Origin of the sequence: Ectobacillus panaciterrae DSM 19096, from assembly GCF_000430785.1 — a bacterium.
Classification (GTDB): Bacteria; Bacillota; Bacilli; order Bacillales; family Bacillaceae_G; genus Ectobacillus; species Ectobacillus panaciterrae.
The window spans coordinates 3,988-24,190 of record NZ_KE387256.1; the positions used below are offsets into that span (position 1 = coordinate 3,988).

At 37.4% G+C, this 20,203-nt stretch carries 18 protein-coding genes and 4 pseudogenes; 2 read left to right on the plus strand and 20 right to left on the minus strand.

Annotation, left to right across the window (positions count from 1 at the left end; genetic code table 11):
* Positions 1-562 precede the first annotated feature (562 nt).
* The 15 genes and pseudogenes from H540_RS0128340 to H540_RS0128405 form a co-directional block, all read right to left on the minus strand.
* The gene (locus H540_RS0128340) at positions 563-1,171 is read right to left on the minus strand and encodes a methyltransferase (RefSeq protein ID WP_028403434.1); all 609 of its coding nucleotides are present in this window, start codon (positions 1,169-1,171) and stop codon (positions 563-565) included.
* A 287-nt stretch (positions 1,172-1,458) separates the two neighbouring features.
* Positions 1,459-2,838 carry an FAD-dependent oxidoreductase gene (locus H540_RS31185; RefSeq protein ID WP_051317333.1) on the minus strand — a complete coding sequence of 460 codons (1,380 nt, stop codon included), beginning with the start codon at positions 2,836-2,838 and terminating at the stop codon, positions 1,459-1,461.
* 262 nt (positions 2,839-3,100) lie between these two features.
* Complete coding sequence (locus H540_RS0128350; protein WP_028403435.1) at positions 3,101-3,400, minus strand: YesK-like family protein; 300 nt, start codon at positions 3,398-3,400, stop codon at positions 3,101-3,103.
* Positions 3,401-3,652: 252 nt separating this feature from the next.
* A complete protein-coding gene (locus H540_RS0128355) occupies positions 3,653-5,182 on the minus strand; it encodes an MDR family MFS transporter (RefSeq protein WP_028403436.1) in 1,530 nt (509 codons plus the stop codon).
* Positions 5,183-5,673: 491 nt separating this feature from the next.
* Positions 5,674-6,300, minus strand: a complete 627-nt coding sequence (locus H540_RS0128360) for a PadR family transcriptional regulator (RefSeq protein ID WP_245592386.1) — start codon at positions 6,298-6,300, stop codon at positions 5,674-5,676.
* Between the two features lie 95 nt (positions 6,301-6,395).
* Positions 6,396-6,554, minus strand: a pseudogene (locus tag H540_RS32820) (DDE-type integrase/transposase/recombinase); the annotation flags it as partial.
* 268 nt (positions 6,555-6,822) lie between these two features.
* Positions 6,823-7,107: a YesK family protein gene (locus tag H540_RS0128370; protein ID WP_028403438.1), complete on the minus strand. Its 285-nt coding sequence runs from the start codon at positions 7,105-7,107 to the stop codon at positions 6,823-6,825.
* 147 nt (positions 7,108-7,254) lie between these two features.
* The gene (locus H540_RS0128375; protein ID WP_028403439.1) at positions 7,255-7,683 is read right to left on the minus strand and encodes a hypothetical protein; all 429 of its coding nucleotides are present in this window, start codon (positions 7,681-7,683) and stop codon (positions 7,255-7,257) included.
* Between the two features lie 165 nt (positions 7,684-7,848).
* Positions 7,849-7,962: pseudogene (locus H540_RS35075) on the minus strand (IS6 family transposase); the annotation flags it as partial.
* Between the two features lie 97 nt (positions 7,963-8,059).
* Positions 8,060-8,248: pseudogene (locus H540_RS31190) on the minus strand (VOC family protein); the annotation flags it as partial.
* A gap of 378 nt (positions 8,249-8,626) precedes the next feature.
* On the minus strand, positions 8,627-8,911 hold the full coding sequence (locus tag H540_RS33750) for a hypothetical protein (protein ID WP_155891175.1): 285 nt from the start codon (positions 8,909-8,911) through the stop codon (positions 8,627-8,629).
* 325 nt (positions 8,912-9,236) lie between these two features.
* Complete coding sequence (locus tag H540_RS33755; RefSeq protein WP_155891176.1) at positions 9,237-9,548, minus strand: hypothetical protein; 312 nt, start codon at positions 9,546-9,548, stop codon at positions 9,237-9,239.
* A gap of 252 nt (positions 9,549-9,800) precedes the next feature.
* Positions 9,801-10,190: a tautomerase family protein gene (locus tag H540_RS0128395; RefSeq protein ID WP_028403440.1), complete on the minus strand. Its 390-nt coding sequence runs from the start codon at positions 10,188-10,190 to the stop codon at positions 9,801-9,803.
* A 300-nt stretch (positions 10,191-10,490) separates the two neighbouring features.
* Positions 10,491-11,567, minus strand: a complete 1,077-nt coding sequence (locus H540_RS0128400; protein ID WP_028403441.1) for an NAD(P)H-dependent flavin oxidoreductase — start codon at positions 11,565-11,567, stop codon at positions 10,491-10,493.
* On the minus strand, positions 11,564-11,821 hold the full coding sequence (locus tag H540_RS0128405; RefSeq protein WP_028403442.1) for a YbfB/YjiJ family MFS transporter: 258 nt from the start codon (positions 11,819-11,821) through the stop codon (positions 11,564-11,566). Before H540_RS0128405 ends, H540_RS0128400 begins: the two co-directional genes overlap by 4 nt.
* 124 nt (positions 11,822-11,945) lie before the next feature.
* Here H540_RS0128405 and H540_RS0128410 point away from each other — a divergent pair, with 124 nt between their 5' ends.
* Entirely contained in the window at positions 11,946-12,836 is an 891-nt protein-coding gene (locus H540_RS0128410; protein WP_028403443.1) for a LysR family transcriptional regulator, read from the plus strand.
* 344 nt (positions 12,837-13,180) lie between these two features.
* Here H540_RS0128410 and brnQ read toward each other — a convergent pair whose 3' ends face one another.
* The 4 genes from brnQ to azlC all read right to left on the minus strand — a co-directional run bounded on the left by brnQ (position 13,181) and on the right by azlC (position 16,353).
* Positions 13,181-14,533 carry a branched-chain amino acid transport system II carrier protein gene (gene brnQ, locus H540_RS0128420; RefSeq protein ID WP_028403444.1) on the minus strand — a complete coding sequence of 451 codons (1,353 nt, stop codon included), beginning with the start codon at positions 14,531-14,533 and terminating at the stop codon, positions 13,181-13,183.
* 225 nt (positions 14,534-14,758) lie between these two features.
* Entirely contained in the window at positions 14,759-15,214 is a 456-nt protein-coding gene (locus tag H540_RS0128425; RefSeq protein ID WP_028403445.1) for a PaaI family thioesterase, read from the minus strand.
* A gap of 99 nt (positions 15,215-15,313) precedes the next feature.
* Positions 15,314-15,646, minus strand: coding sequence for a branched-chain amino acid transporter permease (locus tag H540_RS0128430; protein ID WP_028403446.1), 333 nt, complete (start codon positions 15,644-15,646; stop codon positions 15,314-15,316).
* A complete protein-coding gene (azlC, locus tag H540_RS0128435) occupies positions 15,643-16,353 on the minus strand; it encodes an azaleucine resistance protein AzlC (protein ID WP_028403447.1) in 711 nt (236 codons plus the stop codon). Before azlC ends, H540_RS0128430 begins: the two co-directional genes overlap by 4 nt.
* A gap of 268 nt (positions 16,354-16,621) precedes the next feature.
* Between azlC and H540_RS0128440 the strand changes: the two genes are divergently transcribed.
* On the plus strand, positions 16,622-18,010 hold the full coding sequence (locus tag H540_RS0128440; RefSeq protein WP_028403448.1) for an aminotransferase-like domain-containing protein: 1,389 nt from the start codon (positions 16,622-16,624) through the stop codon (positions 18,008-18,010).
* A gap of 494 nt (positions 18,011-18,504) precedes the next feature.
* Here the strand turns inward: H540_RS0128440 and H540_RS31195 are convergent.
* Positions 18,505-20,016 (minus strand): annotated as a pseudogene (locus H540_RS31195) (adenine deaminase C-terminal domain-containing protein); the annotation flags it as partial.
* Positions 20,017-20,203 lie beyond the last annotated feature (187 nt).

The window sequence follows — 20,203 nt, forward strand, 5'->3', positions numbered from 1 at the left end:
CCTGGACCTCCTGGACCTCCCCAGCCTCCTGGACCTCCTGGACCTCCCCAGCCTCCTAGACCTCCTCTTTGGCTAGGTCCAGGTAGTTGCCGTTGAATAATAAATGGAGACACTAAATATTGGTTACCCTGTAGCTGTCTTTGTCCACTTAAATTCGCATACCCATTATGGTACATACACATTCCCCCTTCACTCTACAAATATAATTTTAGGATATGTAACTATTTTGTTTATGAATGGTTAAATGACTAAGTACATAAGCCCAAATCATAAATATGGGTAATTTCCCCTTTTTCAAAACCTGTAAAATCGGTAAGTGTTTCTTTTTCCAGTTATAAAGTGTTTTAGTGCCAATCCCCATGTAATAGGCGACTTATTCCTTAGTTAATCCGTCTCTTGCCCAACCTTCAGTAAGCTGAAGTTTCTCCTCTGACCATTCCTCTGGCTTAAATCGTGCCATAATCACCGCCTCGCACTAATTTAATTACTCTACAAAATAAAAAACCGCCTGTTTCCGGACGGTTTTTACAATAGAAGACTTCTTAACATTAATGTAATATACCTAATATACTAATTTATATATTAAAAATCTTTCATGAGGATTATGTTCATATAAACCCAGCAGTATGATTTCCTCTTTTAATTCAAAAGAGGTGTAGTTTTCTAAAAAATAGATATAATCTTCTGATGGATAATATAAAACCAACTCTATTTCCCGTTCTGATTTTTCCACTGAAAGCAATATATTATTTATGATATTCATAAAAATATGAATGGAAAATGGATTAAAAAAATAAAATCGATTGTCTAATGGATCAATCTGGTATTCTTCCGCAAAGCAACAATGAAAATGAATTTTATCTTTACTATTTTTAGTTTTCTTCAAATAACTATTTCGATTTTCAACTGCTTCTTGATAGAAAGTCTTGTTCATTTCTATTCCTACAACAGTTGCATTACATAAATAATTGATATAGAAGTTTAACCGCCCTTTTCCGCACCCAAAGTCAACAATACGATCACTACTTTTCAATTCATATTGATTAAATAATTTTTCTAGTGCACTATATGGCGTTGGCTCATAACGGTGATGATGTAAAGACTTATTGAATCCCTTTTGGTCTCCTCCTGTTTTTATGTTGAGCAATTCATCATAAAGCTTTTCTTTCATCGATTCACTCCTATTCAAGCGATTATGAATTTAACTATAATGATATAGTTTTTTCGGCTCTAGTACAAGAAATCTTTAATTGAGTTATAAATGAAATAGACCGACTTTCGTCGGTCTATTCGTAGTTCTTGTTCAACTATCGTACCCACTAGCGCAATAATAATGCCGTTACTTGTGATACAGTTCTCCGAATACTGCCACATGGTTAATTTTTTTGTCCTAGTAAGTAGTTACTCTCATTTATATTTGTGGGCGTAAAACTACGATACCTTTAGGTTCGTGGTAGTTCACTTTTCTATATTTGTTTCTATGTATCTTGTATGGTCTTTTTTGTTGTTTCGGGAGGCAAAGTTATGTTTTATAATTTCGTACAGGACGGACGGCGCAGCCAGTGTCATGGCCCCTTGCATCAAATGCATGACATCCACTAGTTTCCTATACACTTTCGGATTGGACGCCGATGTTTCAAATACCCCTTTGCTTAACCATTGCTTGAAGCTGCTGCCAAGCGGTCTTCTTCCTACTACTTGCGGGTGGCGATACAGTTCAGTTATTGTCATATCCCAAGCGGTATCAATAATTCGTTTACACCTGGAAAAATATTGTTTTTCTAGGTCTATATTGGCTGTTTGCTGTATTTCTGCCAGGCATTGACGCAGCACCTGCGCCTCTAATGCGGCTACTGTCATTCCTTGGCCGAATACGGGATCAAACCGGCAATATGCATCACCAATCGCAAGAAACGCTTGCGGCATCCGGTCCATTTTTTCATATTGTCTTCGCACTTGCGAGGGAATGCGATGTATTTTTATATCCGATATCGGTTCTGCCTGTTGGATGAATTCATATATGTCAGGATACGGCAGCTGCTTTGTGTAGGAGAGAAACTCTTCTTCATTTTCTGGAGCTTTCTCTCCCATATATCCGCTCACTGTTACGCAATACGTTTGGCCTTCTAATGTAAGAACAGCTCCCCCCCTTGGGCTTTCAGGCAGCATGGGATTCATGAGAAGTGTTTTCCATTCGGGCTTTTCTGCCGATGAAAGCTGATACATCTGACTTGCGTAGAATAGATTGATGGGAACAGACTCAATAGGAACGTAATAAGACAGTTGTTCCAACCATTTTACTGCAGGCGAGCCAAAACCGGACGCATCTATGACCAAATCCGCATATACTTCTTGCTCCACTTGTGTATGCTTGTTCACTGCAAGGATTCCTTTTACGCACGTTTTATCTTCTGTTACAAGCAGTTCCTTTACATTCATTTCTTCATGTATATATATGTTTGAAATCGGATCGATTCTTTTTTGGATGTGCCGCTCAAGAAACGGGCGGCTTTGCTGGATAATATGGTAACCACTCGTGAATCGATTTTTCCACCCGCCGTAATGCGCCCACTTCACGTCTTTAATAAAATCGAGCTTTACACTTCCTGCTGCAACCATTTCCTCTATAAAACCGGGAAACAAATCTTGTAAGGCAATCTCTCCCGCTTTCAGCAATGCGTGAGAATGATAGCCTTGTGGAACTCGTTTCCGCGGATTTGTATCTGTTTGTTTTTTATCTGCATCAAATACAAGAACCTCTTCAAAGAAATCCGACAATACGCGCGCAGCCAGCTTGCCGGCAATACTTCCTCCTATTACAACCGCTTGTTTTTTCACTTTTTTTCCTCGTTTCGTCTTATATCTTCATATATAGCATTCCATTCTTTTTTTCTATTTCCTTCTTTCTCTTTTCCCCTCAATTAACGAATGATACAGATATTTTGACTGCCCAATATAAAAAGAATTCCAAAGGAACGTGGGAATCCATTAAAATTGATCCAGAAAAATGTTTAGAGGGGACAAATAGAAAATAAAGTTCTGGTGCAAATGCCCTGTTCACCCCAGATTCCTTAGTTTACATAGAATCTGTTATCGGAAGTCAATAATGATGTGTATCTTTCTTTCTCGTAGAAAATCCTCTAATTATCATATTGATGACCATTCCAAGACTTGTGCCAATCGCAACAAAGATGCCAATGAAGGCCACACCCATTCCATCCCAGCCTCTTATCGCATACATACTATAAATAACAGTAAGTACACTTAATGCAAGAATGGAAAATCCAAACGTGACTTCATAATTTTTAGATGGAAAGTTTTTTCTTAAAATCCAGGCTGCTAACATGATAAAGATGAATGCTCCGACACCAATATAAATAAAGATTTCGAATCCGTTCATCTTCTCCCTCCTCATAGAAAATTTTACCATAAAAGAGGTAAAACATTCTTTCTTTTTTAGAGTTATTCATATGAATACTCTATTCATGTGAGGTTTACATAACATATCATTATCGGTAGTCAATGTATCTCAGACATCATAAAAACACCCTTCAGACCTTGTGTTCTGAAGGGATTTCTTGTTCACATAATCAAAATTATCGGAAGTAAAGCTATAATGCTCTTTCTTATTTGTTCAATATGCCCCGATTTATTATTCACTCGCAGCCTGCTGATATTCTACAGATGAATCCAACCGTTCCTTGCTCATCATCATCGCTGCAATAAACGCCAGAGCTGTAGGAATGAGCGCCCACATAAACGTGTGAGTGATGGAAGAGGAGAGCGCCGCCGTAATCTTGTCTAAGACAGGTGCTGGAATATGGGCGCGAGCTTCAGGCGCAAGCAGGACACGTGGGTCTTTGAACGCTGGATTGTCGAACATCTTCTCTTGCCCCATACCTGCAAAAATATCCTTCAGTTTAGAAGAAAATTCGTTTCGTTGAATAATCCCGAAAACGGTAATTCCAAGCGTCATGCCCAATGAGCGGATAAATGAGACATTAGAGTTAACGGAGCCTCGCTGTGACGGTTCAAAATGATGAATAGCCGCGTTGCTTAGTACAGAAAAAGTCGCCCCAATTCCTAATCCTGTAAGAATCATATAAATTGTAACCAAAAAACGTCCAGAATTCGGCTTTAATGTTGTTAATAAGAACATGCCTACTGCTAAAATAACACTGAAGACGATCATAATGTTACGGTAGCTCCATTTGCTCATCAGAAAGCCGCCAGTTGTAGCTGAGACGACAGAACCCAACATCATCGGGAGTAGCACAAGACCTGAATTTGTTGCAGTCCCGCCAAGCACACCTTGGATGTAAATGGGTATATATACGGAAGCTGTGATGAACGCCATACCACTCAATAAACCTAAGAGATTGCTTGTGGTAAACAAACGGACCTTGAACATCGGGAACGATATAATCGGATCTGTTACTTTTCTTTCAATAAAGATAAATGCTACAAACAATACGGCAAAAATAGTAAACAAACCTAGGATCATTCCGGAATTCCAGCTATATTTATTACCGCCGAGCTCTAACGCAAACATCAAGCTGATAATGGCTCCAACTAGCGTCGTGGCGCCCCACCAATCAATTTTTTGTTTTGAGTGAACAGGTGATTCCTTATAGAAGAATGCGATAAATACTAAAGCTAGAAGCCCCAAAGGAATATTCACATAAAACACCCAATGCCAGTTTATATAGTCTGTAATATAGGCACCTAATAGCGGACCGAAAATACTGGATAAACCGAACACGGCCCCAAATAATCCACCCAACTTACCTCGATGCTCAACTGGAACGGTATCAAACATAATCGTAAAAGCAATCGGAATGAGTGCTCCGCCGCCGATTCCCTGAATCGCTCGATAGATACTAAGTTGGATGATGCTTTCCGCAGTACCACACAGAATGGATCCTAATAAAAAGACAATTAATCCGAAAATAAAAAACATCTTACGCCCAAACATATCCGACAGTTTACCGAAAATCGGCATTCCCGCCATTTCAGCCACCATATAAGCGGATGTGACCCATACAAATTTGTCGAGCCCGCCAAGCTCACCGACAATCGTTCCCATAGCGGTAGCGACAATTGTATTGTCCATGGACGCCATCAAAATTGCTAGTAAGAGGCCTGCCAATACAATCTTTAAATTACCTTGTTTTGCTTTCATATTTCTTAATTCCTCTCTTTGTAAGCTATCAATCCCAGTAAACTTGTAGAATTCAATGTATCTTAAGTACCGTAAATGTAATTATGTTTTTAAAGCGATTAATCCATGAGTAATACAGCCTGCTCCAATGCAAATTGTTGCTCCTGTAAGATCCCTAACCAACTGGCATTTATCTAATTACGGCACCCAGAATAAAAAAACTACCATAAAATAACCATACATGTCGCTTCGGTCAATCATACTTAAAATAATGGTATCGATATATCCTTTTAGAAACGCATTCCTGTCCTCATTGCAGTGAGTGCAATGTGCCCAATAAAAGGTTTGTGTACGATGGTTTTGTCATCCATTTGTTTCCTCGACTCTAGTACTGCCTCGAAACCGTATTTAATCATCTTAGATTCGTACTCGTGAATAGCCTGCTTAAGGGGGCTGGCTTCCGTTTTGAGCAGCGAGAGCTAGACGGCGACGCTGTACTCAAACACCTGGAGTTAGGTCGTTGGCTCTTCTTGAGAGGCTAGGTGTGCTGCTATCTCGCGCAGCCATTCTATATCCCATTTAAGCTTCTCTGTCTGTATATCATTGATAATAGATTGTATCCACTCTAATTCAGCCAATAACACAACACGTTGGTATTCGATCTCAAGTAAAAACAAGCGAGGAACTCCTTTACCTGTTGCTATTTGCAACTGATTTGCGATGTGAGCCAATGTGTCTTCAAGAGCGCTTGCTCTTTTATTAAATTGCTCCATCACATCTTCAGGTGTTAAAAGCGCGAGAAAAGAAACAGCAGCGGGAAAATCTAAAAATTCCTGTTTTGGTGTAGAAAGCATTTCTCGTATCCACATGTACGCAGTTTTTCGGCCTTCATCTGTGACCTCATAAACAATCAGATCTGGCTTCCCTTCATTCTGTTTCTTCCCTTGGATTGTAATGCCCCCATCTCGAAGCAAGCGATCGATTGTCTGATAGATACTTGTTCGATGGCGGACATTAATAAATTCATCTTTCCCCCTCTCTTTAATAAGCTGTTGCATGCGATAAGGATGCATAGGTTCTTCAATAAGGAGACAAAGTATGGCTAAAGCGATGGGTGATTTCTTAATTTTGTTTTCCATAGTCATAATATTACTATTAATAACATGACTAAGTCAATAATGGTACAATTTCCATTTCACGTAATCGGGTTAGTACCGCATCGTCATCAAGATAAGAAATCAATCGTATTTTCTTCTGAATCAGCAGCACGATATAGGTACATCCATTGGCCTTTGACTTTCACATACGTCTCATCGGCTCGCCAAGAATCATTGGTTTAATGCCGTACTCGCTCATCTAATTTAGGTCCATATTGATGAACCCAACGCACGATGGGATCCCGCCAGCATTTTGAAAAAAACACAATGAACCAAAAAATACAAAAAGCTGCTCAGATGAACAGCTTTTTTATATAATCAGTGTTATCGGTAGTTAAGTTTCTTTAATTGAATGGGAATGTTTTAATCCAGTAGAAGAATGCAAAACCTCCGGCTATAAATAAGCCAGCTAAAATAAACGCTATAAGAGGCATTTTATTTTTCATACTTTCTCCTCCAATGGTATCTAGTCTCAAGTTAATCTTGTTTACATAAGCCGTGTTATCAGAAGTAGTTATTGGATTGGGTGTTTTTGTTTTTAGTAGCGTAAACAATTGCACCTATCGCACATAAATAAACTGGAAAAACTATAAATAAATACGCTGCACCTTCAAATCCCCTAATTACTACTAAACCATAATATATCATGTAGGTTGCGCCTAACATGGATACAATTGCAGGTAAAAACAAAATCCCCTTTGAGTTAAACATCTTTTTAAGTAAAAAAGTGATTCCTAAAATCGCCAAACCAATTATAATTCCTGTGATTATTGGTATCCAGATCATCATAAAATCGCTCTCCTTTCCTTTTATAACAAATTTCACCATCATAAAGAGGAAGGTATTCTATATTTCTTCACTTTTCTTTTGTATATTCTATTCATGTCAGGTTTACATAACATCGCATTTTCGGAAGTTCTTTGATACTAAACAGATTTACTGAATTTCTTTATATTCTTTACCTTCTGTATCCATAATTTCGATTTCTCCTGGAACAAAAGGAATGTTAAAGATAATCATGGGATTTTTTTCCTCTGTTTTTCCATCTACTTTTACCGTTATTTTCGTTTTTTTCTTTGTTGTATCGATAGTTTGAATATGTATTTTACCATGTGGTTTTTGGTCTCCTTGTGTTAAAACAATGATCCTTCCTCTTCCTTCAGGACCCGTTTTGTTCGTTGTATAACCCCTAATAGTTGGATTCTCTTGAACTTGCATGATATATGATTGGTTAAAATCTGACTTTTTAATAATCTTATATGTTTTCATTTCTTTTTGATCATCTGATTTAAGTGACCAATATGCAATAAAGGCTATTACAAGAATGAAACATCCAAAGAAAACAAGCATCTTTTTTGGATTCATAATCTCTCCCCTTTCTTATAGAAAATTTTACCATAATATAACGAGAGAAATTCTTTCTTTTTGGAATTTCTTACATGAATACTGTATTCATGTGAAGTTTACAGGTTCTGGTGCGAAAATAATTCATTAGAAACATAGAACGGCAAGTTCCTGTCAACTTGGAGATTAAGCAGCTAATCCAAACAACTTATGAATGAATTCAACCTCATTTTGGGGAGACTTTTTCCGTTGATGAGGTTGATCTTTTTTAACCATATGCATAGCTTCAATACCGCTAAGTTATGAACCTGTTTTATTTAGCGAACTAAAAAAGCCGACTCTAAATTTTCAGGAATCGACTCAAAAAAATTTTTTAAACAGGTTTTTTTACTGTTTGTTATTTACTTTTCTCCATGACTGCAAAATAATTCTTTTCACTATCTGCAAAGTTAAATACTCTCCCAGAAGGCATATTTACAATTTCTCCTACGGTTACATTTTTATTTAATAAGTCGTTATGTAATTGATCGAGATTTTCTGAGAAAAATAATAAGGAAGGTGTGCCAAGATTTAATTCAACTAACATTTCCCTTATATCTTCACAATAACCCATAAATCCCCCTTCATTTGATATGGTTTATATTAAAATAAATCCGAACTCTTTCTTGAAGAAATGCATCCTTTAGTTAAATAACGAAGGTCTTAATAACTACTTTCAATTAGGTGATTCAATATAACTGCCACGTTCGTTAAAGAAGATTTTGTTCTACAACTCTTGAGTTTTGAAACTATGAACGAAAAAAGCTCACATCAAAAGACGATTTTTTTATCCAATTTTATATAGAAAAAAAAACCCTGCGGTTTAGGGGCTTTTTAAGGTAAGAATTATGAGTTATTTTATATTATGTCTAATCTTATAAAAAGATTGGACATTAGCTATTTTTTTATAAATTTATTAATGATGTTATCCAACAGAAACAGCATTAATACTTTTTACTGAAATATGCACAAGACCAGGAAAACCATTAAAATTAGTCAGAATTACTGTACCATTTTGAAACCCTTGAAAAACACCACTTGCAGGTGGTTGATCATCGAATTGTAAAACAACACGAGTTCCTGGACTTAATCTTCTAAGGAATCGTACAACGTTATTAGTTCTACGACTTCTGAAAGTTCTAATACTTCTACGACTTCTACGGCTTCTACGACTTCTATGGCAAAAGTCATCAAAACATTCAAATCCCATTACCTCACCCCCTTAACTAACTTGTACATCTTATGCTTGTTTAATAGATAAGGTATAGATGAAAATAACAAATAAAAAAATTTTTTATATAAGTAAACACGTATTCAGCCTGTAAATACATGCTTATTTTTTCTCCGAAACCAGCAAAACAAACTGTTCTTTTATTGTTGGGGTATAGCAGCAATTCATGATTTTGGGGGCCAATTCATGAAAATTGGCATTTTGATGTATCAAATTGGGCATTAACTATTTTTTATAAATCTATTAAAAATAGTAAGAAAAAAGCAGTGTATTTTTTATACAACCGCTTTTTTTATGTGTAAATCTAACAACATTTAGAAGATCCAGCAACAGAAACAGCATTGATACTCTTTACTTTGATACGGACAAGACCAGGGAAACCATCAAAATTAGTCAGAATTACTGTACCATTTTCAAACCCTTGAAATGTACCCGTTGCAGGTCGGCGATCATCGAATTGTAAAACAACACAAGTTCCTGGGCTTAATCTTTTAAGGAATCCTACAATACCATTACTTCTAAGATTTCTAAAGCTTCTATGACTTCTATGACTTCTGAAAGTTCTAGCACTTCTACGACTTCTATGGGAAAAGCCGCTAAAACATCCACATCCCATTACCTCACCCCCTTAACTAGCTTGTACATCTTATGCTTGTTTAATAGATAAGGTATAGGTGAAAACCATGAATAAGAGAATTATATTTGGATATGAGATAGATTCATAGGCACTGGATATGCATCAGTGTCTTTTTGTATAATCTATTCATGTAAAGTTTACATAATTTTACTATATAGCTTTAAAATAAAGATTGTTCAAAGTTCAACCTTAACGTACACAAAATAAACTTTTTCCCTGTCGAAATTTTATTTATAATTTACCATTCAAAAACTGGGCTTCTCCTAGTCCAAAACTCCAATCAGCATCCCCATTAGTAACGATAGAAACCATAATATCATTAGGTTCTATTCCACAATTTTCTCCAAGCTCTTGAACCAAAGTTTTATAAAAATCCTTCTTTTGATCATCACTTCTTTGCTTACTAGTTACACTTATTACTACTAAGTTTTTACTTCTCTCAAAACCTAAACCAGTATCTTCTATAATTAATTCGTGAGCAGGATGCTGATGAACAATTTGATAACGATCTCTTTCAGGTACACCGAAAGCTTTAACAACTGCCCGGTGAGCAGCATCTAATAAATTTCTTAAAGACTTCTCGTCTCGTCCTTCTATTAAATCGAATCTAATTAATGGCATAATAAATTAACCCCCAAAGTTAGTATTTAGTTATGTTAAGTTGCTGATTTTGATTGAGAATTTGTTTTCGAGATGAGTTTTAAGACAGATTTCAAGTCTCAAATACCTTCGTTTTTGAGATTAAATAAGTCACTTAGAGTAGTAAAATCAACGTTTTTCCGTGTCGAAAATGGCTTAGCGTATATTTTCGTTAAAATGTGGGTGGGACCTCATGCCCATCAAGCTAATATTTTGAAGTACCCCCAAAACAATGAATTTCTTAACTCGATGGTGAGGTGACGATACTTCTACATACTACTGTTAAGACAAGAGCGAATGGGCCTTTTGGAGTATTTCAGTGACAATATCCTCCGCTTTCTGACGGTCCGTAAGCATCCTTGTACCTTGTCCAGCCCATAATGACATATATTCCGCGTTATTTTGTTTAGAAGAAGCATTTCTGATGTCTCGTGTTATGGTATTCTGTGTAGGAAATGGAAGTGGCTCAACATCGCTCGCGTCCCAATGTTTAATAAATTTGTTGACTATTCCTCTAGCAGGACGGCCTGAGAATACTTTAGTGATGATCGTGCTTTCTTCAGTACTTTTCAGCAGTGCATCCTTATAGGATTCATGCGCTCCTGATTCTAAAGCAGTTAAAAAACGTGTCCCCATTTGTATACCCTGAGCCCCAAGGGCAAGTGCAGCGACAAGTCCTCGACCATCCATAATGCCACCAGCTGCAATGACGGGGATCTGCACATGATCAACAATTTGTGGTACCAGTGCCATAACTCCTATATTAGCTCCCATTGAATGGTTAGAAATGTCAAAGGTCCCGCGATGCCCCCCTGCTTCGCTGCCTTGCGCAACAATCGCATCGCAGCCAGCCTGTTCAGCCTTAATAGCCTCATTTACAGTCGTTACCATTGCCACAATTTTTATGCCTGCCGATTTTGCCTGTTGCATGAGCGTTTCAGGAAGCAGTCCAAACGCTGTGCTAATTACAGGAACATTTTCTTCTAATAAGACTGCAAATTGCTCTTCAAAATAATTTGGTGAACTAGCGCTCTCACCTGAAGCTTGAGCGAGCCCTAGTTCATCGCGCATCTTATTAAGCTCATGTTGGACTTCTTTAATTCTCATATTGTTATCAGAAACTCGGGTCGAAAAAAGATTGACTCCAAAAGGTTCTTGAGTTAGTTGTCTAATCTCACGAATCGCTTTTCGTAGATCTTCCGGCGTCATGTAAGCAGCTCCTAGCGTTCCAAGTCCTCCTGCGTTAGATACTGCTGCCGCTAGTTTTACCATACCCGGCACACCAGCCATTCCTGCTAAAAAAATTGGATACCGTATGTTAAAAATTCGACACAATTCTGTTGTCAGTTGAATGCTCATGGTTCAATCCTCTCCCTTGAAAGTAGTATTTGGACAAACAATCGGTTTTTAACCTGAAAAAACGTCAGGATAACCGCGCCAATCAAATACCCCACATAATTACTTGATGCTAAATAACCGGCGCCAGCAGCAGAAAATAATTGATGCTCCATCATGATTGGTAGGATAGGTGTAAACGCAAACCTACCTATTCCCATAGCAACGATCATTACTGCTATTCCTCCGACCAAGTAAATTGCGGATTGTCTCTTCATTCACATACCTCCTGACTTATTATTTCTTAATTTAGCTTACATTAAGTTTACCTATCATGTATAATTCAAAATTAAGATGTTAGCTATCTAAAAATTGGATACCAATTTTATCGAGGAGGACTTTATGGATATTCAGTTACTACATGTTTTTCTCCACACAGCTCGAGAAGGAAGTATCTCTAAAGCGGCTCAGAAATTAAACTATGCTCAGTCCAATGTAACGTATAAGATACAACAACTGGAAGCTGATTTGCAGACTCAGTTATTTTATCGCCATAATCGAGGGATATCACTTACCCCCTCAGGTCAAATTCTTGTATCTTATACAGAGAAAATCCTAAATACCATCCAAGAGGCCAGAGCAGCCTTGAGTGACTCATCTGTTCCCTCTGGTCCGCTTCATATTGGATCAATGGAGACAACGGCGGCAGTTCGGTTACCCGAGCTTCTTGCCAAATATCATACCAAGTATCCGGATGTGGACTTCTCACTAGTCACTGGTCCTACGGAACAACATTTACATGCAGTTCTACATTATGAATTGCATGGAGCTTTCGTTTCGGGCCCTATTGAGCATTCTGAATTGATTCAAGAAAAGGTAATTGAAGAAGAGATGGTTCTTATTACCGCCGCATCGCATCCGCCTATATCTTCCATACATGAGGTCCGCACACATACGATGCTTGTATTTCATAAAGGATGCTCTTACAGAGAAAAATTTAGTCATCTTCTACAAGAAGAAGGTTTATTACCTGTAAAGTTGATGGAATTTGGAACACTTGAAACAATAATTGGTTGTGTTAGCGCAGGCTTGGGCATTTCATTATTGCCTCGTTCCATTGTTGCTGCACACGAACAGCAAGGTCGGGTCCGTAGTCATATTCTCCCCGACAAATATTCTTTAGTCACAACCATGTTTATTAGACGAAAAGACACTTTAATTACCCCTGCTTTGTCGGCTTTCTTGACAGAAATGAGGTCTCAATTTCAAAAAATCCCTAAGCTTCACTTCTAAAGCATTTGCTCTGCATGGGATAGCGCCACATATCTGCATGTAGGAGGAGGGAAGGAAAATGACCAGGTGTACGGCTCCCAATGCGTAGATTCCTTAGCAGAAGGTGATATCCGCATTGGGGACCTCGGTTACTTTTCTTTAGATGATTTCCGGAAGGTTGATGAAAAGAAAGCCGCATAAGCGAAAAAACGCCCAAATTGGACGTTTATTTGTCATGCTTATTTTTATAAAAAGGATGAACTTTTCTTAAACATGAGCTTGTAGCGGCCTCAGCTCCCTTACATTCGTTGTATAGGCTACCCTTAGCTTGATTGGATATGCGTCAGAACCCCATACATAATAAATTATTTATTTAATCGAATTGCACGAGAACTAAGGGTATTTTTCTTCCGTAATACACTAAAAATGCAACCACATAAGCCACCTATAATAGCTGGAAGTATCCAACCTAAACCTATATTATACATAGGAAGGAACTGAGTGAAAAAATGATTAATTACTTCAATGTGTATTCCCGCAGCGTTTAAACCATCAAATAGACTCACAATAAATGTTAATATCAAACTGCCTTGATATACTTCTGACCTACCATTAAATGTATGGTGTAAGAATGTTAAGAAAATTAAGGAGATGGCAATTGGATACAGGGTCATTAATACAGGGATTGAAACCGTAATTAGTTGTGTTAATCCTATATTTGCTACAAGTGTACTAAACACAGACAAAATGATAGCAATTTTTTTATAAGAGATGGTTGGAAACAATTCATGAAAAAAAGAAGAACAAGCAGTGATAAGTCCTACACTCGTGGTCAAACATGCCACTGTAATCATTAATCCTAATAAAATTGCACCATAAGAACCAAAATAATAGTCTGAAACTTTTGCTAAAACTTCAGCGCCATTATCTAAACGACCTAGTTTTTCAACACTAGAAGCGCCCATATAGGAAAGGGCAGTATAGATAAGGGCTAAGAGCGTGGCAGCAATAACCGTTGCTTTTGCACAAATAATCATAGTTTGCTTTTTAGTAGTGACTCCTTTTTCTTTAATTGCATTCACAATAATGATTCCAAAAGCAAAAGCTACAAGAGCGTCCAATGTTAAATAACCTTCTTGAAAACCTTTAAAAAATACATGTGATGTGTACCCTTCAGAAGGCTCTTGTAAGGTTCCAATTGGATGAATAAGAGCTACTACTGCAAGTAATCCGATAAATGTTAATTTAATAGGTGTTAGAAATTTTCCAACTACATCAATAATTTTGGCAGGATTAAGTGAAAATAGGCACGCAATTGTAAAAAATATAATCGTAAATATAACCAAAGGGAGAGGCCCTGCATGATCTGATAAGAAAGGTTTAACTCCAATTTCAAACGACACATTACCAGATCTAGGTATAGCGAAAAAAGGACCGATTGCTAGATAAAGAACTGTCGTGAATACAATACCAAACAACGGATGTACACGACTAGCTAAAGATCGTAAATCAGCTTTACCTGAAAAAACAAATGCTGTAATTCCTAGTAATGGTAATCCAACTCCAGTAACTAAGAAACCTGCATTGGCTATCCATACATTCGTTCCAGCTGATTGACCAAGCATAGGTGGAAAAATTAAATTTCCTGCTCCGAAAAACAATGCAAATAGCATTAAACCTAGAATTATTATAAAAGAAAAAGGAACTTTTTGTGACACAATAACCCCTCCGATTACTAATTTGTATATGGTTTTTATTATTTATACGAATGATATAATAAATCGAGCTACTCCAGCACAGAGTAAAACGGCTAATAGAGCTATTTCAAGTACACTCAGATTAGTCGATATTCCTACGATGCTAGCAGTAAACCCAATTCTTGACTATACTACAATGTTGGTATGCAATCTTTTACTCTTTTTCAAAATTCGTCCTTATCTTTTTCAAACATGTTCATCAAGTTCAATAAAATAATGATCCTTGCGATAAGACACTGCCTCCATGGTTGCTATCAGATTTTGCCCATGTAAGATGTCGATTCGATAGAATCCTGTACGATAGTTTCGTTTTATTTCTGTCGCACGGGCGACTATCTTGTCTCCAGGTTTAGCTGATTCAATAAACTGGATTGTTGTCGAGAGTCCTAATGATGTTTTTCCATATGCATTACAAGCTACCGAAAAAGCATGATCTGCTAAAGCGTAAATAACTGCCCCGTGAACAGTCCCATATGCATTTACCATATGGTCTTGTACTTCTAATATTGCTTCTGCAAAACCAGCCTCAAATTTTGTTAACTGAATTCCCAATGACTGCGCATACGGATCGTCTTTTACTTGTTTAAAAATTTGTTCGTAGTGTTTTTCATAAATTTTAAACTCGTCAATTTTCTTCTTCACTATTGACTCCCCCTTTGATTTATTGAATATTTTACTCACATCACCATTGGTATAAGGAATGATGATGGAAGATGGAAGCGCTAATCATTATCAATGTAATTAAAAAACCAATTGCACCAAAATCATGTAGACAATCGTTCCCCCTGCTATAGAGAGGAGCATCTTTTTCTTCCAAAAATGAAGCAGTGCAACCACCGCCACCGCAATAAGTTCAGGGATGCCGTGACTGCCGGAGAGTAAGCTCACATCCTTAAAACAATAAATTACCAAAAGTCCTAACACCGCTGGGGGTAGCACTCTGCCGAGATACTGGACATACTGAGGTGTGGGTTTATCCGATGGGAAAACGGCGAATGGAAGAAACCTTGTAAGCATTGTGCCTAAAACAACCATAGCAATCGTGATAATCTGCTGCGCTAAACTCATAGTCATACGGTGACCTCAACTTTCTCCAATGGCTTTCTAAGAACGGTGAGCATCCCCAGAATCGCAAGCATAGCAGGGATGATGAAATTGTTTCCGCCAAAAATAATAAGACTGACAGTTGAAAGCCCAAGCCCTACGAGAGCACTATGGTGCTTTTTCTCTTTCATCCACTGTTCAATGAAGATTACAACAAAGAGAGCAGTCATAACAAAATCGAGCCCTTCTGTGTTGAACTGTACAAGAGATCCAAAAATACCACCTATCGCTGCTCCTATGACCCAATAGGAATGATTGAGCAGTGTCACAAAGAACATAAACCAGCCCTTGTCCACATCCTTTGGAACATCAACGGTACAATTGATAGAAAAAGACTCATCGCACAGCCCATAAATCAGATAAAACTTTTTCTTCCCGGTTCCCCTGTACTTATCCAGCATGGAAATACCATAAAACAAATGTCGTGCATTCACCATTAAAGTTAGAAAAAGAGCGTTAATCGGATTGAACGCGACAAGCAATAAATGGGCTGCAACAAACTCCATTGATCCTGCAAATATCGTTAGACTCATCATGATTGGGTAAATTGCACCGAAACCTAATGAATTCATATAGATTCCATAGGCGATTCCCAAAAATACAAAGCCTGCAAAAATGGGGACTGTGTACGGAAAAGCCGCACGAAATGCAATTCTTATTTGATTTCTTTTTTTCATATGATTCACATCCTCAATTGCTAACTGTATTCCATACAAATTTAACACACAAAATCCATACAATAAATAAGATAATTGTATGCATTACAATTATCTTATTTAGAATAAAATTCCCCCATTTGGATGAAATGGGGGGCTGATAAATGTTCTACTTCCTAATATCAAACGGACTCTTTTAGAGCTACCGTTTCAAATCATACAATTTTATTATTAGAATTCCATACAATAAATGATATTATTGTATGGAATTCGATATGAGAGGTGTAGTATGCCAGTAAATTCATTTGATAATTATCCAATGTCTTGGAAACCTGATAAGAAAGCATTAAAACGTCCTTTTTATTATTCTATTGCGACATTACTTGAACAGGATATTATAAATGGCTTTTTAGCACCTGGGACAAAGTTACCCCCGCAACGAGAATTAGCAGATTTTCTTGACTTAAACTTTACTACTATTACCCGCGCCTACAAACTATGCGAATTCAAGGGATTGATTTATGCAGTCACCGGAAGCGGAACCTTTGTCGCTCCTAATGCTGCTCGTTCTATTACCATTTCCACAGATAAAATCACAAACTGTATTGATCTTGGTTTTGTAGCCTCTTTTGAGCAATCTAATGGAATTGTAGCCGAGATGATTCAAAAGGTTGCGGATAAAAGTTATTTGGAGCAGCTACTGAATTACAATGATCCGACCGGTATTCCACATCAAAAAACGGCAGGGCTAAACTGGATGGAGTCTTTCGGTATTCGCGCAGACCAAGATCATATAGCGATTGTTTCCGGCGCACAAAATGCGCTGGCAATTGCATTGACTGCGTTGTTTGAGCCTGGTAATCGCATTGCAACCGACTTATACACTTATTCAAACTTTATCGAGTTGGCAAAAATGTTCCATATTCAGTTAGTGCCCATTCCCGGAGATCAGTTTGGGATGCTGCCAAACGAACTTGAAAAGCAGTGTTGCCAAACAAATATTCACGGTATTTTTCTGATGCCCTCTTGCTGCAATCCTACCACAGTTATGATTTCAGATTTTCGAAAGCAAGAATTAGCGGCGGTCATCCGCAAGCATCATTTAATTTTGATTGAGGATGATATTCATGCATTTCTGACGGCAGGTATTATCTCCGATTATCAGCGGCCAATGTTCAATTTACTTCCAGAACAGAGCGTTTATATTTGCGGCACCTCTAAGTCCATATGCTCGGGATTAAGAGTCGCCTATATGGTCTATGGAGATGCGTTACGTAAGAATATTTTGCAGACTATTTTTAACGTCAATGTAAAAACCTCCTCTTTAGACGCGGAGGTTATCACGGAGCTTATCTTATCAGGGAAGGCTCACGAAATTGTTTCCCAAAAGCAACAGCTTGCACAGTCTGCAAATGATATTTATTCGGAATATTTTTCTCACAGAAAGCCTGTTGGACATCCGCTTAGTTTTTATCGCTGGCTTCCTATTCAAGAACATAATGATGCGTTACAGTTGGAAATGGATTTAAAGAGACGCGGTATTCGAGTTTTTCATTCTGATCGTTTTCTCAGCGGTCCGACCACACCTAATAAGTATTTGCGTATTGCGCTTTCTTCTACAAACTCATTAGATGAGTTAAAAATGGGATTAGAAATCCTAAAACAGTATCTCGGTTAATTCAAGAAGCGCAAAAATTCAATCTTTAAAATCTTGTGAAATAGTGCATCAGTTTATATCCCATGCCCGTCAAGCCAAGAAAACAAATCACCCCCAAAACGATAAAGTGAGCTTCTTTGTTACAAGAAGGTCTAAAATTTCGTTCTGGGGGTGCTACAAAATTTTAACTTGATAGCTATGGGGTATTTAATTTCGTTAGGTTGATGGCGATGGGGTACCGCCATCATTTCGGAAATTTTGGACGCTAAGCGAATTTCAACCTAAAAAAAGTCGAATTCCTGTACGTTTTTAGAGTGGCTTGTTCAAGCACCCGTTAGCCAACCATGAAGTAAGGCTTCACCACAAAAGATGGAAGAAACTATCGTTCTTACATGGTAGTTGAATAAGAAAAAGCTGTCTTAAGGACAGCTCTGATCAATAACTATTGCACTGCTTAAAAAGAAAAGCCCGTAATGTTAATCATAGGCTGAAAGAATTAAGTGCTATTGAATTTATTAATTTTCCCTTTTGGTTGGAAAAACCAAAACCTTGCTATTTTTTACATCATATAAACCACTTGGAGTCAATCCAATAAATGGTAAATGAGTTGCAGAGAAGAATAATAAGGTGAAGGCAGGGTCGTTATATTTAAAGCCTCTTTCTTTTAGTAACTCTATCATTTTTTTCTCATCTTTAATTAAAAAGCCTATATCTAGATCAGACATGATACCCGTTAAAGGTAAAGGAATTTCGTGTAGGATATGATTTTCTTCTGCCAAGACCATACCACCACCGATTGCTTGCATTCGTTCAAAAGCAATTAACATATCTATTTTTCTTTTACCTATGATTAAGATATCTCCTGTACCAGAATAAGAACTTGCAAATCCGCCTAAATGTTGAGCAAACCCTTTCACTAATGTATTTATTCTCCAAGATCCGTCTCGAGCAACCATCATAAGAAAACATTCATCATGTTCAAATGATAATTCATCACTACTTAAATCGATACTACTTTCATACGGTTTGGTAATTACATTATTTAATAAGTTAATGCCATTTGAGGTTGAAAAGCTCAAATCATCTTCTTGTAAAGTCCATTTTAAATTAAGAGGGGATATTTGATACTTGTCCCAATCGATGGATGATGAATCATTTTTATCTTTTCCATCTTGCTTAATCCATTTACCTTTTGCTAATACACTGATAGGTGTAGGGTTATTTTTGCTCTCTAAAATATTTATATTAGCTATTCTCCCTGTAGCAATTGATCCATGTAAATGTTCCATATTATAATAGCGTGCGATATTATAACTTGCCATATTATAAGCATCAATTAATGGTGTACCATGATAAATTGCTATTTTTATCAGTTCATCTGTCATTCCGTTTTCATAAAAGAAAGGATGAGAACCGTCCGTGGTAAAGAAAAATCTATCAAATTTTTGGACACCTAACTCAATTAATTCTTTTACAAGAATTTCTAAATCAGGTCGAATAGATGAATGTCTAAGAGATACTGTATAGCCCTGCATTAGACGTGTAAGTGCTTCTTGACCTGTCATTGCTTCATGATCGCAATCTGTGCCCAATAACTTTAATTTTGCTAAAGTACGTTCGGAAGCTCCTGGAAAGTGCCCTTCTACTTTTTTATTTAACCTCTTTGTCTCTTGTACCCAGGATAGCATTTGGTTATCTCCATTTAATAATTTCGGCCACGCTGTTAGCTCTCCACCTTGCAGCACTGATTCATGTTGGAGCCAAGAAATCACATCTTCAGTATTAAAAATATCATGATTATTCGGCAACTCGGTTTGTCCATCAAAACGACACCACCAGTACATGCTTGATGGAATGTTTTTAAATTCATTTAATAAATCAAAGGCTACTTTGGTAGTGAGCTCAAAGAAAAAGGTTAAATTATCACTAATTAAAGTCGTTGTGCCGAATTGCCCCGCATATTTTGCTAATGTAAGAGGATTGTATAACTGATAAGGGTGAGTATGCGGCTCAATATATCCAGGTAGTGAACTACATCGCCATTGAAATGGCGAGCTTCGAGTTCTACGCTATGAACTGTTGTCCATTAAACGTATACACTTTTGGCGTGTCCAACACCACTACTGATTGTGCTCCAAGCACGTTCAGATACTTTTTACTTATGTTTATCGCACCATTTACATCAGCGTTCACAACGACATTACAATCCTCACA